The organism is Nocardia harenae NBRC 108248 (assembly GCF_001612885.1).
Classification (GTDB): domain Bacteria; phylum Actinomycetota; class Actinomycetes; order Mycobacteriales; family Mycobacteriaceae; genus Nocardia; species Nocardia harenae.
In genome coordinates this window covers 560320-578027 of sequence record NZ_BDBH01000005.1, presented here as the reverse complement: position 1 = coordinate 578027, position 17708 = coordinate 560320, and the positions used below count along the sequence as shown (strand labels likewise).

Sequence of the window (17708 nt, the reverse complement as noted above, 5' to 3'; positions counted from 1 at the left end):
TGGTCCGCCGCGCCGACGGGGAGCTGGAGTTCCTCGGCCGCACCGACTTCCAGGTCAAGGTGCGCGGCCTGCGCATCGAGCTCGGCGAGATCGAAACCGCGCTCCTCGCCCTCCCCGGCATCGCCCAGGCGGTCGTCCTGGTCCGCGACCCCGGCACGGGTCCGGTACTGGTCGCGTACCTGGTCGGCGACCCGGCCGCGAGCGCGCACCCGGCCGCCGCCATCGACACGCACCGGGTGCGCGAGGCACTGACCGGCGTGCTCCCGGCGTACATGATCCCCACCACCTGTGTGGTCCTGCCGGAGTTCCCGCGCACCGCGTCGGGCAAGCTGGACCGGGCTGCCCTCCCCGCCCCGGAACATCCCACCACCGCCTTCCGCGTCCCCGCAGGCGAGGCGGAGACCCTGGTCGCCGGGACCTTCGCCGCCCTGCTCGGAGCGGAGAGCGTCGGCCGCGACGACGATTTCTTCGCCCTCGGCGGCAACTCCCTCATCGCCACCCAGCTGGCCGCCCGCCTGAGCGCGGAGACCGGCGCGACGATCCCGGTCCGCGCGATTTTCGACGCCGCGACCGTCCGCGACCTCGGCACCCTCGTCGAACCCGCCCTGCGCGAACAGCGCCGGGCCGCCGACGCCCTGCCGGCCATCACCGCCCGCCCGCGCGCGGGCGCCGTGCCGCTCTCCATCGCCCAGCAGCGCATGTGGTTCCTGAACCGCTTCGACGGCGGCAGCGGCGGCTACAACATCCCCTTCGCGCTCCGGCTCACCGGCGCACTCGACGTGGACGCCCTGCGCGCCGCCGTCGACGACGTCCTCGCCAGGCACGAGACGCTGCGCACCGTCTACCCCGAGCACGACGGCGCCGCCACCCAGCTGGTGCTCCCCGCGGGCACCGAGCTGGTCGACCTGGTGGTCCGCACCGTGCGCCCGGCCGAGCTCCCGGCGCTGGTCGCCGCGGTGACCGGCACCGGCTTCGACGTCACCGCCGAGGTGCCGCTGCGGGCCCGGCTGCTCCGCGTCACCGACGACCCGGACGCCGAGGTCGCGCCCGGCCGCCAGGAGCACGTCCTGCTCTTCGTGGTGCACCACATCGCCGCCGACGGCTGGTCCTTCGCCCCGCTGACCCGCGACCTCACCGCCGCCTACGTGGCCCGCCGCGCGGGCGTCGCCCCGAACTGGCGCCCGCTGGAGGTGCAGTACGCCGACGTCGCGCTCTGGCAGCGCGATGTGCTCGGCGCCGCCGACGACCCGGGCTCGGTGCTCGGCCGCCAGCTCGGCTACTGGTCCGGGCAGCTGGCCGGGGTACCGGAGCTGCTGCCGCTGCCCACCGACCGCGCCCGCCCCGCCGTGGCGGGCAACCGTGGCGGCGCCGTCACCGCCACCCTGGACGCCGCGCTGCACCGTGCCGTCCGGGAGATCGCCGCCGCGCACCGCGCGACCCCGTTCATGGTGTTGCACACCGCGCTCGCGGTGCTGCTCGCCCGGCTCTCCGGCACCGCCGACGTGGTGATCGGCGCCCCGGTGGCCGGCCGCGGCGATGCCGCGCTGGACGAGCTGGTCGGCATGTTCGTCAATACCCTGGTGCTGCGCACCGAGGTGCGCCCGGAGCAGCCGCTGGCCGAGCTGCTCGCCGCGGTGCGCGGCACCGACCTGGCCGCCTTCGACCACGCCGCCGTCCCCTTCGAGCAGCTGGTCGAGGTGCTGAGCCCGGTGCGCTCGCAGGCGCACGCGCCGCTCTACCAGGTGGCGCTCACCCTGCAGAACCACGCCAAGCCGGAGTTCCGGCTGCACCGCCTCGCCATCGCCGCGCTCGAGGTCGGCCCCGCCCCCATCCAGGTGGACCAGGACTGGACGCTCACCGAGCGCACCGAGGACGGCGCACCGGCAGGCATCGACATCTACCTGCACTACGCCGCCGAGCTCTTCGACCCCGAGACCGCGCACGGCTTCGTCGCCGCCTTCGAGCGGGTGCTGCGCACCCTGGTCCGCGAGCCGGGCACGCAGGTCGAGGCGGTCGAGCTGCTCTCGGCCGCCGAGCACGACCTGCTGCTGGTCCAGCGCAATGCCACCGCGCAGCCGCTGCCCGCGCAGACCCTGGACGACCTGCTCCCGGCCCGCGCCGCCGCCGACCCCGGCGGTATCGCCGCGCTCTTCGACGGCACCGCGCTCACCTACGCCGAGCTGGAGACCAGGGTGCGCGGGCTGGCCCGCGCGCTCGTCGCGCGCGGCGTCGGCCCGGAGACGGTGGTCGGGGTCGCGGCGCACCGCGGGCTCGACCTGCTGGTCGCGCTGTACGCGGTGGTCAGGGCGGGCGGCGCCTACCTGCCGCTGGACCCGGAGCACCCGGCCGAGCGGCTGAACCGGCTGCTCGCCGACGCCGAACCGCTCCTGGTCCTCGCCCCGACCGGCTCCGGGCTGCCGGAGCTGGACGGCGCCCCGGTACTCGACATCGCCGAACTCGAAGCGGCGCAGCCGGACTCCGGCCCCTGGCGCGACGCCGAGCGGCTCCGCCCGCTGCGCGCGGCCAACACCGCCTACATCCTCTTCACCTCCGGCTCCACCGGCAGGCCGAAGGGCGTGACGGTGAGCCACCGCGCCATCGTGAACCAGCTGCGCTGGCTGGAATTCCGCTACGGCGTCACCGCCGCCGACCGCATCCTGCAGCGCGCGCCGCTGACCTTCGACGTCTCGGTCTGGGAGGTCTTCCTCCCGGTGGCGGTCGGCGCCCCGCTGGTGATCGCGAAACCCGGCGGCCACCTGGACCTGGCCTACTTCGCCGACCTGCTGCGCACGCACCGGATCACCATTGCCGAGTACGTGCCGTCGGTGCTGGCCGCGCTGCTCGCCGAGGGCATGGGCGACGCGCTCGCCTCCTTCCGGCACCTGCACTGCGGCGGCGAGGCGCTCACGCCGGACCTGCTGATCGCGCTGCGGGGCGTGGTCGGGGGTGCGCTGCACAATGCGTACGGCCCGACCGAGGCCGCCATCTCGGCGGTCTACCACGAGTTCACCGCGGCCGACGTGGAGTCGGGGCGGGATGTCGCCATCGGCAGGCCGTGCTGGAACACCCGCGGCTACGTGCTGGACGCCAGGCTGCGGCCGGTGCCCGCCGGGGTGACCGGCGAGCTGTACCTGGCCGGGGCGCAGCTGGCCCGCGGCTACCACGGCCGCTCCGGGCTCACGGCCGAGCGTTTCGTGGCCGACCCCTTCGGGGCGCGGGGCGAGGTCATGTACCGCACCGGCGACCTGGTGCGCTGGAATCGCGAGGGCGACCTGGTGTATCTGGGCCGCAACGACTCTCAGCTCAAGCTGCGCGGGCAGCGGATCGAGCTCGGCGAGATCGAGAGCGCGCTGGCCGCCGTGCCCGGCGTCGCCAATGCCGCGGTGCTGGTGGCGCGGGACGCCGCCGGGCAGGACGTGCTGGTCGGGTACGTCAGCGGGGCCGGGCTGCGCGCCGAGGCGGTGCTGGCCGCGGTGCGCGATCGGCTGCCCGCCGCCATGGTCCCGGCCCGGCTGCGGGTGCTCGCGGACCTGCCGCGCACCACCGTCGGCAAGCTGGACCGCGCCGCGCTGCCGCCTTTCGCGGACGAGGATGCCGCACCGCACTTCCGGGCACCGCGCGAGGGGGCGGAGTCGGTGCTGGCGGCGCTCGTCGCCGAGCTGCTCGGGGCGTCGGCGCCGATCGGCGCCGACGACGACTTCTTCGCCCGCGGTGGCAACTCGCTGCTCGCCATGCGGCTGGTGGCACGGGCGAATGCCGCGCTCGGCGCTGCGCTCACGGTCCGCGAGGTCTTCGCCGCCCCGACGCCCGCGCTGCTCGCCGCCCTGGTGACCACCGGGACGGCGCGCCCCCCGCTCACCGCGCGGCCGCGCCCGGAGCGGGTGCCGCTCGCACTGGCGCAGACCCGGATGTGGCTGCTCAACCGCCTGGACCCGGAGTCGGCGGTCTACCACATCCCGATCACCATCCGGCTGCGCGGCGCGCTCGACCAGCCCGCGCTGCGCGCCGCCCTGCGCGATGTGGTGGAGCGGCACGAGGCGCTGCGCACCGTCTTCCCGGACGACGCCGCTGGCCCGCGGCAGCACGTCCTCGCCGACTACCCGGCGCTCGCCCTCCCCGTCACCGACACCACCGAGAACGCGGTGCGGGCAATGATCCGCACCCTCACCGGCACCGGCTTCGACCTGCGCACCGACCTCCCGCTGCGCGCCGCCCTCTACCGCCTCGCCCCGGACGACCACGTGCTGGCCGTGGTCGTGCATCACATCGCGGCCGACGGCGTCTCCACCGCGCCCCTGGCCCGCGACCTCATGACGGCCTACACCGCCCGCGCCGCGAAGGCCGCCGATCCCGCTGACGCCCCCGATCGGGCAGGCCCGGCACCCGCCACCGCCGATCGCGGCGGCCCCGTGACCGTCGACCCGGCCGACCCGCCGCACGCCGACCACGTCGGCTCCGCACCCCAGTGGGCTCCGCTTCCGGTCCAGTACGCCGATTTCACGCTGTGGCAGCACGAGACGCTCGGCTCCGCCGCGGACCCGGACTCGGTCCTCGCCGACCAGATCCGCTTCTGGCGCACCGAACTCGACGGCCTCGCCCCGGTCCTGGAACTCCCCACCGACCGCCCCCGCCCCCCGATCGCCACCGGCCGCGGCGCCGCCGTCGGCTTCGCCATCGGCCCCGAACTGACCCGGGCGGTAGCCGACCTGGCCAGGGCGAACGGCGTCTCCACCTTCATGGTGCTGCACGCCGCCTACGCCACCCTGCTCGGCCTGCTCTCCGGCAGCACCGATATCGCGCTCGGCACCCCGGTGGCAGGCCGCGGCGAGCAGGCGCTGGACGACCTCGTCGGCATGTTCGTGAACACCCTGGTGCTGCGCACCCCGGTGCACCCCGGCGCCACCTTCGCCGAACTGCTGCGCACCGTGCGCGAGCGCGACGTCCGCGCCTTCGGCCACGCCGACCTGCCCTTCGAGCGGCTGGTCGAGGAGCTGGACCCGGTCCGCTCCCGCGCGCACGCCCCGATCGTGCAGACCCTGCTCACCTTCGAGCACCGCGACGACACCGTGCTCCGGCTCCCCGGCCTCGAGGTCGCCGCCTACCCGCTGCAGCACGACACCGCCCAGTTCGACCTGGCGCTGGAGCTGACCGAGCACGACACCGGGCTGCGCGCGCTCTTCCGCTACGCCACCGACCTCTTCGACCCGGCCACGGTCTCCGCGCTCGCCGCCCGCTTCGTCCTGGTACTCGAGCTCGCGGTCGCCGACCCGCAGCTCCGCCTCGGCGGCATCGACCTGCTCGACCCCGCCGAGCGGCACCTGGTACTCACCACCTGGAACGCCACCGAGCACCCCGGCGCCCCCGGCGCGACCCTGACCACGCTCTTCGAGCGCCAGGCCGCCCGCACCCCGGACGCCACGGCCCTGCGCTGCGGCGACACCACCCTCAGCTACGCCGAGTTCGCCGCCCGGGTGCACCGGCTGGCGCGCTGGCTCACCGGCCAGGGCGTCGGCCCCGACTCCATCGTGGCGCTCGGCATGCGGCGCTGCGTGGACCAGGTGGTCGGCCTGTACGCGGTGCTCGCCGCGGGCGGCGCCTACCTGCCGGTCGACCCGGACCACCCGGCCGAGCGGGTGGAGTACGTGCTCGCCACGGCGCGCCCGCTGCTCATGCTGACCTCCGGCTTCGACCCGGAGTCCGGCGGGGTCAGGCAGGTGCGGATCGACCGGCTGGAGCTCTCCGGCTTCGCAGCCACCCCGCTCACCCAGCTGGATCTGCTCGGCATCCCGCAGGCCGGGCACGCCGCCTACGTGCTCTTCACCTCCGGCTCGACCGGCCGCCCCAAGGGGGTGGTGGTCGCGCACGCGGCCATCGTGAACCGGCTGGTGTGGATGCAGGAGCGGTACCGGCTCACCGCCGACGACGTGGTGCTGCAGAAGACCCCGGCCACCTTCGACGTCTCGGTGTGGGAGTTCTTCTGGCCGCTGCAGGTGGGCGCCGCGCTGGTGCTGGCCGGGCCGGACGGGCACCGGGATCCGGCGCAGCTGGCGGCGCTGATCGCCGACGCCGGGGTGACGGCGGCGCACTTCGTGCCGTCGGTGCTCGCGGTGTACCTGGAGCAGCCGCGGGCCGCGGAGCCCGCCCGGCTGCGGCACCTCTTCGCCTCCGGCGAGGCGCTGCCCGCCGGGATCGCGCAGCGGGCGCGGGCGCTGACCGGCGCCGCCGTGCACAACCTGTACGGCCCCACCGAGGCCGCGGTCGACGTCACGCATCACACCGTGACCGATGCCGACGCCGAGTCGGTGCCGATCGGCGCGCCGGTCTTCAATACCCGGCTCTACGTGCTGGATTCCCGGCTGCGGCCGGTGCCGGTCGGGGTTCCCGGCGAGCTGTACCTGGCAGGCGCCCAGCTCGCCCACGGCTACCTGGCCCGCCCCGACCTCACCGCCGACCGCTTCGTCGCCGCCCCCTTCGGCCCGGCCGGGGAGCGCATGTACCGCACCGGCGACCTGGTCCGGCGCCGCGCCGACGGTGAGCTGGAGTATTTGGGGCGCACCGACTTCCAGGTCAAGCTGCGCGGGCTGCGCATCGAGCTCGGCGAGGTCGAGGCGGCGCTCACCGCCCTCCCCGGTGTCCGCCGCGCGGTCGCCGCGGTCCGCACCGACCAGCACCGCGGCGACCAGCTCGTCGCCTACCTCGTCCGGGATGTGGCGACCGGCGACCCCGGCAGTGCCTCGGTCGCGCCGACCGCCGGCGCGGGCCGTGCTCTGGCCGCGTCGACCGCCGGTGCGGTGCCGGAGCCCGCGGCGGCGGCCGCCGGACCCGGTGCCCCGTTCGACGCCGATACCGCGCGCCGCGCGCTCGCCGAGCTCCTGCCCGCGTACATGATCCCCACCGCCTTCGTCCCGCTGGAATCCCTGCCGCTCAACCCCTCCGGCAAACTCGACCGCAACGCCCTCCCGGCCCCCGAGTTCGAGACCGTCCCCTTCCGCGCCCCGGCCACCGAGACCGAACGCCTGGTCGCCCGCCTCCTCGGCGAGCTCATCGGCACCGCGGAGATCGGCGCCGACGACGACTTCTTCGCCCTCGGCGGCAACTCCCTGCTCGCCACCCGCCTGGTCGCCCGGCTCGGCGCCGAACTCGCCGCCGAGCTCCCGGTGCGTCTGGTCTTCGAGGCCCCGACCGTCGCGGCGCTCGCCGCCGCGGCGCAACGCCGCGCGGGCACCGGCGGCCGCCCCGCGCTCACCCGCCGCCCGCGCACCGAGCTGGTGCCGCTCTCCCCGGCCCAGCAGCGCATGTGGTTCCTGAACCGCTTCGACCCGGCCGAGACGGTGAACAATATCCCCGCCGTCATCCGCCTCACCGGCCCGCTCGACGTCGCCGCGCTCACCGCCGCGCTGGCCGACGTGGTCGCCAGGCATGAAACCCTGCGCACCCGCTACCCCGACCTGGACGGCACCGGCTGGCAGCGGGTGCTCCCCGCCGATCAGGCGCCCGCGCTCACCGTCACCGACGAGCCGGACCCCGCCCGCGCGGTGGCCGAGCTGGTCGCCACGCCCTTCGACGTCACCGCCGAGATCCCGGTGCGGATCGCGCTGCTGCGGCAGAGCCCGGCCGCGCACGTGCTCGCCCTGGTCCTGCACCACATCGCCGCCGACGGCTTCTCCCTCGGCCCGCTCGCCCGCGACCTCGCCGCCGCCTACGCCGCGCGGGCCGCGGGCGCCGCCCCGGCCTGGACCCCGCTCCCGGTGCAGTACGCCGACTACGCGCTCTGGCAGCGCGAACGGCTCGGCGCCGAGGACGACCCCGGCTCCACCGCCGCCGCCCAGCTGGCCTACTGGCGCGCGGCGCTGCGCGGCGCCCCCGCCCAGCTCGACCTGCCCACCGACCGCCCGCGCCCCGCCGTCGCCTCGCACCGGGCGGGGGAGACCGCGCTCCCGCTCGGCCCCGCGCTGGTCACCGCCATCTCCACGCTGGCCGCCGGGCACGACGCCACCCCGTTCATGGTGGTGCACGCCGCGCTCGCCACCCTGCTGGCCCGGCTCTCCGGCACCACCGACATCGCCGTCGGCACCCCGGTGGCCGGGCGCGGCGCCGCCGAGCTGGACGACGTCATCGGCATGTTCGTGAACACCCTGGTGCTGCGCACCGAGGTGGACGCCGCCGCCCCCTTCGGCGCCGTGCTGCGCCGGGTCAGGGAAGCCGACCTGGATGCCTTCGCGCACGCCGACATCCCCTTCGAGCGGCTGGTCGAGGTGCTCGACCCGCCGCGCTCACAGGCGCGGCACCCGCTCTTCCAGGTCGCGCTCTTCTTCCAGAACCTGGAGCCGGTCGCGCTCGAGCTGGCCGGGCTCGCCATGGCCGAGCACCGCGTCCCCGAGGTCGGCACCCGCTTCGACCTGCAGCTCACCGTCACCGCCGACGCGCTGCGGCTCACCTACGCCGCCGACCTCTTCGACGAGCCGACGGTGCGCGGGTTCGGCGAGCGGCTGCTCCGGCTGCTGGCCGCGGTCACCGCGCACCCGGAGCTCCCGGTCGGCGATATCGAGCTCTTCGAGCCGGGCGAGCGGCACCGGGTGCTCACCGAGTGGAACGACTCCGCGCACGTCTCGTTCGGCTCCGAGCTGCTGCTGGACGAGTTCGCCGCGCAGGCCACCGCCACCCCGTTGCACCCGGCGCTGGTCTTCGTCCCCGACGACGGCGGCGCCGTCACCACCATCACCTACGGCGATCTCGCGTCCCGGGTGAACCAGCTGGCCAGGCACCTCATCGAACTCGGCGTCGGGCCGGAGGCGCTGGTCGCGCTCGCCCTGCGCCGCTCGATCGACCTGGTGGTCGCCATGTACGCGGTGCTGGAGGCGGGCGGCGCGTACGTGCCGATCGACCCGGACCACCCGGAGCAGCGCATCGCGCACATCCTGGCGACCGCGCGCCCGGCGGCGGTGCTCACCGCCACCGGGACCGACATCGCCTGCGCCGGCGCCCTGGTCCGGCTGGACGAGCTGCGGCTGGACGGCTATCGGGACGACCCGATCGGCGCGGACGAGCGGCCGCTGCCGCTGCGTCCCGCGCACCCGGCGTACGTCATCTTCACCTCCGGCTCCACCGGCACGCCGAAGGGCGTGAGCGTCTCGCACGCCGCCATCGTCAACCAGGTCAACTGGATGCAGTCCCGGTACCGGCCGGCGGCGGGCGAGGTGTACCTGCAGAAGACCGCGACCACCTTCGACGTCTCGCTGTGGGGCTACTTCCTGCCGCTGCGGGTCGGCGCCACCGTGGTACTCGCCGCCCCGGACGGCCACCGCGACCCCGGCTACCTCACCGAGGTGATCGCCGGATACGGCGTCACCGCCACCGATTTCGTGCCATCCATGCTCAGCGTCTTCGCCGCGCACGTGGCGGCGGCGGACCGGGGCGCGGCGCTCGCCACGCTGCGGCAGGTCTTCGTGATCGGCGAGGCGCTGCCCGCCGAGACGGTCCGCGCCTTCGGCGCGGTGAGCCCGGCGGCGCTGCACAACCTGTACGGCCCCACCGAGGCCGCGGTCAGCATCACGCACCGCGACGTCACCGGCGAGACCGGCCGCGCCGTGCTGCCGATCGGCGTCCCGGAGTGGAACAGCCGCGTCTACGTCCTCGACGGCCGGCTTCGGCCCGCGCTGCCCGGCGTCGCGGGCGAGCTCTACCTGGCGGGCGTGCAGCTGGCCCGCGGCTACCAGGCCCGCCCCGACCTCACCGCGGATCGCTTCGTCGCCGACCCCTTCGGCGGGCCGGGGCAGCGCATGTACCGCACCGGCGACCTGGTGCGCTGGGACACCTCCGGCCACGCCCCCGAGCTGATCTACCTGGGCCGCACCGACTTCCAGGTGAAATTCCGCGGCCAGCGGATCGAGCTCGGCGAGATCGAGGCGGTGCTGGCCGGGGTGCCCGGTGTGGCGCAGGCCGCCGTTCTCGTGGTCGGCGAGCACCTGGCCGGGTACCTGACCCCCGCGCCCGGCGCCGTCCTGAACGACACCGAGGTGCTCGCCGCCGCGGCGGCCGCGCTGCCCGCGTACATGGTCCCCGGCGTGCTCGTGCTGCTCGATGCCTTCCCGCTCAATGCCTCCGGCAAGCTGGACCGCGCGGCGCTGCCCGCCCCCGAGTTCGCCCGCACCGCCTACCGCCCGCCGGTGACCCCGGCGCAGCGGCAGGTCGCGGCGGCCTTCGAGGCGGTGCTCGGCGCCACCCCGATCGGGCTGGACGACGACTTCTTCGCGCTCGGCGGCAATTCGCTCAGCGCGACCAGGGTGCTCGCCCGGCTCGGCGCGGCGCTGGACCGGCGGGTGCCGGTGCGGCTGCTCTTCGAGGCGCCGGGGGTGGCGGCGCTGGCCGAGCGGATCACGGCCGATTCCACCGACGGCGCGGTGGTGCCGCTGCCGGCCGGGCCGCGCCCGGAGCGGCTGCCGCTGGCCCCGGTGCAGCGCGGTATGTGGCTGGCGAACCGGCTCGACCCCGGCTCCGCGGTGCACAACATCCCGGTCGCCGTCCGGCTGCACGGCGGGCTCGACACCGCCGCGCTCACCGCCGCCTTCGCCGATGTGGTGGCCAGGCACGAGGTGCTGCGCACCGTCTACCCGGCCGGGCCGGACGGCATCGGCCACCAGGTGATCCTGCCCGCCGACCCGCCGCCGCTGCGGCTCGAGGTGCGCGAACCGGATGGCGCCCCGCTGGCCGAGCGGATCGGCGCGGTGCTGGCGGGCGGCTTCGACGTCACCGCCGAGGTGCCGGTGCGCGCGGTGCTGCTGCGCGCGGACCCGACCAGCCAGGTGCTGGTCGCGGTGCTGCACCACGTGGCCGCCGACGGCTACTCCATGGCCCCGCTGCTGCGCGACCTCATGGCCGCCTACCTGGCCAGGGTGCTCGGCACCGAGCCGGCCTGGCCGCCGCTCACCGCCCAGTACGCGGACTACGCGCTCTGGCAGGCCGCCGCCGTCGCGGCGAGCGCCGATGCCGAGCTGGCCTTCTGGCGGGAAACCCTGCGCGACCTGCCCGACCCCGCGCTCCCCACCGACCGCCCGCGCCCCGCCGTGGCGAGCCATCGCGGCGGCACCGTGCGGGCCAGGATCGGCGCCGAGGTGGGCGACCGGGTGCGGGCGCTGGCCGCCGCGCACCGGGCGACCCCGTTCATGGTCGTGCACACCGCGCTCGCGGTGCTGCTGGCCCGGCTCTCCGGCAGCTCCGACGTGGTCGTCGGCACCCCGGTGGCCGGGCGCGGCGCGGCCGCGCTGGACGACCTGGTCGGCATGTTCGTGAACACCCTGGTGCTGCGCACCGAGATCGACACCGCGGCGCCCTTCGCCGAGCTGCTCGGCGCCGTCCGCGGCGCCGACCTGGCCGCCTTCGGCCATGCCACCGTCCCCTTCGAGCGGGTGGTGGACGAGCTCGGCACCGAGCCGTCGCCCGCCAGGCACCCGCTCTTCACCGTCGCGCTCAGCTACCTGGCCGGCGGCTCACCGGCCGCCGCCGCGACCGCGGTGCCGGGGCTCGACCCGAGCCCGGTGGAGTTCACCGAGGCGGTGGCCCGCTTCGACCTGCAGTTCACCGTGGCGGGCGACCCCGATACCGACGGCCACCTGAGCGTCGAGCTCGACTACGCCACCGACCTCTTCGACGAGGGCACCGCCGCCGGGCTGCTGCGCCGCTTCGGCAGGCTGCTCGGCGCGCTCACCGCCGACCCGGCCCGCCCCGCGGGCGATGCCGAGCTGCTCGCCCCGGCCGAGCGCGCCGCGCTGCTCACGGCCCCGGCGGGCACCGTGCCTGCGCGCACCCTGCCCGAGCTCATGGCCGCCGCCGTCGCGCTGAACCCGGACGCCACCGCGCTCGTCGACGGCGTGCGCGAGCTGCACTACCGCGCCCTCGACGAGCGCTCGGCCCGGCTGGCCCGGCTGCTGATCGAGCACGGCGTCGGCGCCGAGGACACGGTGGCCGTCGCGGTGCCGCGCTCCGCGGAGTCGCTGCTCGCGCTCTGGGCGGTGGCCCGCACCGGCGCCACCTTCGTCCCGGTCGATCCCACCTACCCGGCCGAGCGGATCAGCCACATGCTCACCGATTCCGGTGCGGCGCTCGGGCTCACCGTCGGCGCGGTCCGCGCCGGGCTGCCCGGCGATATCGCGTGGATCGCCGTGGACGCCGCCGAGACCGCGGCCCGGCTGCGCAACCTGCCGCCCGGCGCGGTCCGGCCGCTGCGCCCCATCCGGCCCGAGCACCCCGCCTGGATCATCTACACCTCCGGCTCCACCGGGGTGCCGAAGGGCGTGGTCGCCACGCACGGCGGGCTCGCCGGGGTGGCGGCGGCCCAGCTCGCCGCCTACCGGACCACCGCGGCCTCCCGCGTGCTGCACGTGGCCTCGCCGAGCTTCGACGCCTCGATGCTGGAGCTACTCGTCGCGCTGGCCGCGGGCGCCAGGCTGGTGATCGCGCCCGCCGGGGTGTACGGCGGGGCCGAGCTCACCGCGCTCATCCGGCGCGCCGGGGTCACGCACGCCTTCCTCACCCCCGCGGTGCTGCGCACCCTGGACCCGGAGCAGCTGCCCGGGCTCGCGCACCTCACCGTCGGCGGCGAGGCGTACGGCCGCGACCTGGTCGATCGCTGGGCGCCGGGCCGGGCCATGCACAACACCTACGGCCCCACCGAGACCACCATCATCACCAGCATCAGCGCGCCGCTGCGCGCGGGCGAGCCCTTCGACATGGGCGCGCCGATCGCAGGCATGTCCGCGCTGGTCCTCGATGCCAGGCTGCGGCCGGTGCCGGTCGGCGTGGTCGGCGAGCTCTACCTGCGCGGGCCGGGGCTCGCGCGCGGCTACCACCGGCGGCCGGGGCTCTCGGCCTGCCGCTTCGTCGCCGACCCCTACGGCGCCGCGGGCGGGCGGCTCTACCGCACCGGCGACCTGGTGGCCAGGACCGCGGCGGGCGGGCTGCGCTACGCCGCCCGTGCCGACCAGCAGGTCAAGGTGCGCGGGCTGCGCATCGAGCTGGGCGAGATCGACGCGGTGCTGGCCGCGCACGGGTCGGTCGGCACGGCGGTCACCGTCGGGCACCCCGACCCGTCCGGGAATACCGCGCTGGTCGCCTACGTGGTGCCCGCGCCCGGCCACACCGTGGATATCGCCGAGCTCACCGCGCACGCCGGGCGGTCGCTGGCCGGCTACATGGTGCCCGCTTCGATCACCGTGCTCGACGCGCTGCCGCTCACCCCGGTCGGCAAGCTGGACCGGAAGGCGCTGCCCGAGCCCGAGTTCCGCGGCGCCGAGTTCCGGGCTCCGCGCAGCGCCGCCGAGATCGCGGTGGCCGAGGTCTTCGCCGAGCTGCTCGAGGTGGAGCGGGCCGGGCTGGACGACGACTTCTTCGCGCTCGGCGGCAACTCGCTCACCGCAACCCAGCTGGCCGCGCGGCTCGGCGCCCGGCTCGGCGCCGCGGTGGGGGTGCGCCTGGTGTTCGAGCACCCGACGGTCGCCGCGCTCGCCGCCGAACTCGGCGGGGCCGAGGTCGATGCCGCGCCCGCGCTGGTCCGGCGGGAGCGCACCGGGCCGATCCCGCTCTCGCTGGCGCAGCAGCGCATGTGGCTGCTGAACCGGCTCGACCCGGAGTCCATCGCCTACAACATCCCGCTCGCGGTGCGGCTCGGCGGCGAGCTCGATATCGCCGCGCTGGACGCCGCCGTCGCCGACGTGGTCGAGCGGCACGAGACGCTGCGCACGGTGTACCCGAAGACCGAGGCCGGGCCGGTGCAGCTGGTGCTGCCCGCCGCCGATTCCGGGCGGCCGGTGCTGACCCCGATCCCGGTCGCCGCCGACGACCTGCTCGCCGCCGCGCGCGATTTCATCGGCGCCGGGTTCGACGTCACCGCCGCGGTGCCGGTGCGCGCCCGCCTCTTCGCCGTCACCGGCGGGGATTCGACGGGAGCCGCGCTGCCGGTAACCGCAGCACCCGTTCCGCCGCCGGGAGCGCCGTCGGTGGCCGCCGCAGCCGTTCCACCGTCGGGAGCACTGCCGGTGGCCGCCGGGGAGATCGCGGCGTCCGAGGCCGAACGCGGCACTCCCGAGCATGTGCTCGTCGTGGTCGTGCACCACATCGCCGCCGACGGCTCGTCGCTGGCGCCGCTCGCCCGCGACCTCGTGCTCGCCTACGCGGCCCGCCGCACCGGCGCCGCACCCGCGTGGACCCCGCTCCCGGTGCAGTACGCCGACTTCAGCCGCTGGCAGCGCGAAACCCTCGGCGCCGAGGACGACCCCGGCTCGCTCGTCACTCGCCAGCTCACCTTCTGGCGGGAGACCCTGGCCGAGCTGCCCGCCCAGCTCACCCTGCCCACCGACCGGCCGCGGCCCGCCGTGGCCTCCACCAGGGGCAGGCACCTGGACTTCGCCGTCGACGCCGGGCTGCACGGCCGCCTCGCCGAGCTCGGCCGGGAGCGCGGGGCCACGCTTTTCATGGTGCTGCACGCCGCCTGGGCCACCCTGCTCGCCCGGCTCTCCGGCACCGCCGACATCGCCGTCGGCACGCCGGTGGCCGGGCGCGGCGCCGCCGAGCTGGACGCCGTGGTCGGCATGTTCGTGAACACCCTGGTGCTGCGCGCCGAGGTGCGCGGCGCCGATCCGTTCCTCGACCTGCTCACCCGGGTGCGGGAGGCCGATGTCGCCGCCTTCGCGCACGCCGACGTGCCGTTCGAGCGGCTGGTCGAGGTGCTGAACCCGGAGCGCTCCACCGCGCGGCACCCGCTCTTCCAGGTCGGGTTCTCCTTCCACAACCAGGCCGAGGCCGAGCTGGAGCTGCCCGGGCTGCGGGTGGGGACGCTGGATGTCGCCTCCGAGGTGTCGCAGTTCGACCTGCACCTCGTGATCACCGACCGGTACCACCCGGACGGCTCGCCCGCCGGGCTCGCGGCCTCGCTCACCTACGCGACGGCGCTCTTCGACGAAGCCACCGTCGCCGGGTTCGCCGGGCGGCTGCACCGGCTGCTCGCCGCCGTCTGCGCGGAGCCGCGGGTCGCCGTCGGCGATATCCCGCTGCTGGATGCCGCCGAGCGGGAGCGGTTGCTGCACACCTGGAACCGGCCGGATCGGTCGCTGCCCGGCCCGGCCACGCTGGTCGGCGGCTTCGAGGCGCAGGTTCGGCGAACCCCCGACGCGATCGCACTGGTCGACGGTGCGGTCACGGTCACCTACGCGGAGTTCGCGGCGCGGGTCAATCGCCTGGCCCGGCTGCTCGCCGGGCGTGGGCTCGGGCCGGAAAGGCTGGTGGCGCTGGCCCTTCCACGCGGGGTCGATCTGGTGGTCGGCATGTACGCGGTGGTCACCGCGGGCGCCGCCTACGTCCCGCTGGACCCGGCGCACCCCGCCGAGCGCACCGCCGCCGTCCTGGCGGCCGCCGATCCGCAGCTCGTGCTGAGCTCCGCCGCGTGGCCGCATCCCCGCTCCGGGGAGCGGGAGGTGCTGAATGTGGCGGTCGCCGACGCCGCGGCCCTGTCCAGCGCACCCCTGCGCGACGACGAGCGCACCGCCCCGCTCCGCCCCGAGCACCCGGCGTACGTCATCTTCACCTCCGGCTCCACCGGCACCCCCAAGGGTGTCGCGCTCCCGCACGCCGCCGTGGCGCACCAGCTGGAGTGGATGCAGTCCGAGTACCGCCTCGGCGCCGCGGACGCCGCCCTGCTCACCACCTCCGCCGCCTTCGACCTCTCGGTCTGGGAGTTCTGGCTGGCCCCGCGCACCGGCGCCCGCCTCGTCCTCGCTCCGCGGGGCGCCGAGCGCGATCCGCGCGCCCTGCTCGACCTGATCGAGCGCACCGGCGTCACCACCGTCACCCTGGTGCCGTCGCTGCTGGCCATGCTCGCCGAGACCGCGGGCGCCACACCGCTCCCCGCCGCGCTGCGCCGCCTGCTGGTGATCGGCGAGGCGCTCCCCGCCGCCACCGTGCGCAGGGTCGCCGCGCGCACGACCGCCGGGATCGACAACCTCTACGGCCCCACCGAGGCCGCCGTCTCGATCACCCGCTACCGCACCGGGTCCGGGCTGCCCGGCCCGGTCACGCCGATCGGCACGCCGGAGGCGGGGTCGCGGGTGCACGTGCTGGACGACCGTATGCACCCGGTGCCGATCGGCGTCACCGGCGAGCTGTATCTGGCAGGCGCCCAGCTGGCCCGCGGCTACCACGCCCGCCCCGACCTCACCGCCGAGCGGTTCGTCGCCGACCCCTTCGGCGGGCCGGGGGAGCGGCTCTACCGCACCGGCGACCTGGTGCGCTGGAATGCCGACGGGCACCTGGAGTACGTGGAGCGCCGCGACTTCCAGGTCAAGGTGCGCGGTTACCGCATCGAGCTCGCCGATATCGAGCACGCGCTGCTCGCCCGGCCGGGGGTGCGCGCGGCGGCGGTGCTCGCGCACGGCTCCGGCGAGCACACCCTGCTCGTGGGGTACTACGCCGCCGACGCGGTCGACCCCGGCGCGCTGCGCGCCGCGCTGGCCGAGCGGCTGCCCGGCTACATGGTGCCCGCGGTGCTCGTCGCGCTGGACCGGCTCCCGCTCACCGTCAACGGCAAGCTGGACCGGGCCGCGCTGCCCGCCCCCGAACTCGGCGCCGCCGAATTCACCGCCCCCGCCACCGCGCTGGAGCACACCGTGTGCGCCGCCTTCGCCGAGATCCTCGGTGCCGAGCGGATCGGCGCCACCGACAATTTCTTCGAGCGCGGCGGCAACTCGCTGCTCGCCACCACCCTGGCCGGGCGGCTCGAAGCCGCGCTCGGCGAGGCCGTCTCCGTGGTCTGGCTCTTCGCCGCGCCCACCCCCGCCGGGCTGGCCGAGCGGATCGCCGCGCACCGGGCCGGGCGCGGGCGGGTGGATCGCGAGGTCGCCTACGAGGTGCTGCTCCCGCTGCGCGCGGGCGGAAGCGCCGCGCCGCTCTTCTGCTTCGCCCCCGCGGGCGGCATCGCCTGGTCGTTCGCCGGGCTGGCCGCGCACGTCGACCGGGAGCGGCCGCTCTACGGCCTGCAGTCGCCGGTGCTCGCCGGCGAACCGGAGCTGCCCGGCTCGCTGCCGGAGTGGGCCGTCCGCTGCGTCGCGGAGATCCGCGCGGTGCAGCCGGAGGGGCCGTACCATCTGCTCGGCTGGTCGCTGGGCGGGGTGCTCGCGCACGCGGTCGCCGTCGAGCTGCAGGATCGTGGCCAGCAGGTCGAGCTGCTCGGCATGATGGACAGCTCGCTCGAGGTGCCCGCCGAGCGAGACGACTCCGTGGTCGTCGGTGATCTGCTCGGCGGGCTGCTCGGCGGTTCGGCCGCCGCCGACCTCGCCCTGCCCGCCGCCGAACCGGCCGCCGGAACCCTCGGCGACCTCGCCACCCGCCTCGGCGACCTCCCCGAACCCTTCGCCTCCTTCGGCGCCGACCGCCTGCACCGCGTCCTGGCGGCGGGCGTGCGCTCCCTCGACCTGGTCGCCGGCTACCGCCCGCGCACCTACAAGGGCGATCTCGTCTACTTCACCGCCGCCCTCGACGACCCCACCGGCGCCACCGGAGCAGCAGGCTGGGCGGGCACCGTCGACGGCACCGTGCACAACCACGCCGTCCCCGCGACGCACTGGCACATGACCACCGAACCGGCGCTCTCCCGCATCGGCTATGTCCTCGCCGACCTCTGGACCCGGCACCCCGTTCCCCCGGCAGGAGGGCCGAACCCCTGA

Annotated in this window: 1 protein-coding gene (running past one end of the window); it reads left to right on the top strand. The window is 76.1% G+C overall.

Annotated elements, in window-relative coordinates:
- Nucleotides 1-17708 carry the 3' portion of a non-ribosomal peptide synthetase gene (locus NH2_RS14035; RefSeq protein WP_067653409.1) on the top strand. The gene continues 7849 nt to the left of window position 1, outside the view, so the window shows 17708 of its 25557 coding nt (coding positions 7850-25557); the start codon falls outside the window, past its left edge; the stop codon is at nucleotides 17706-17708.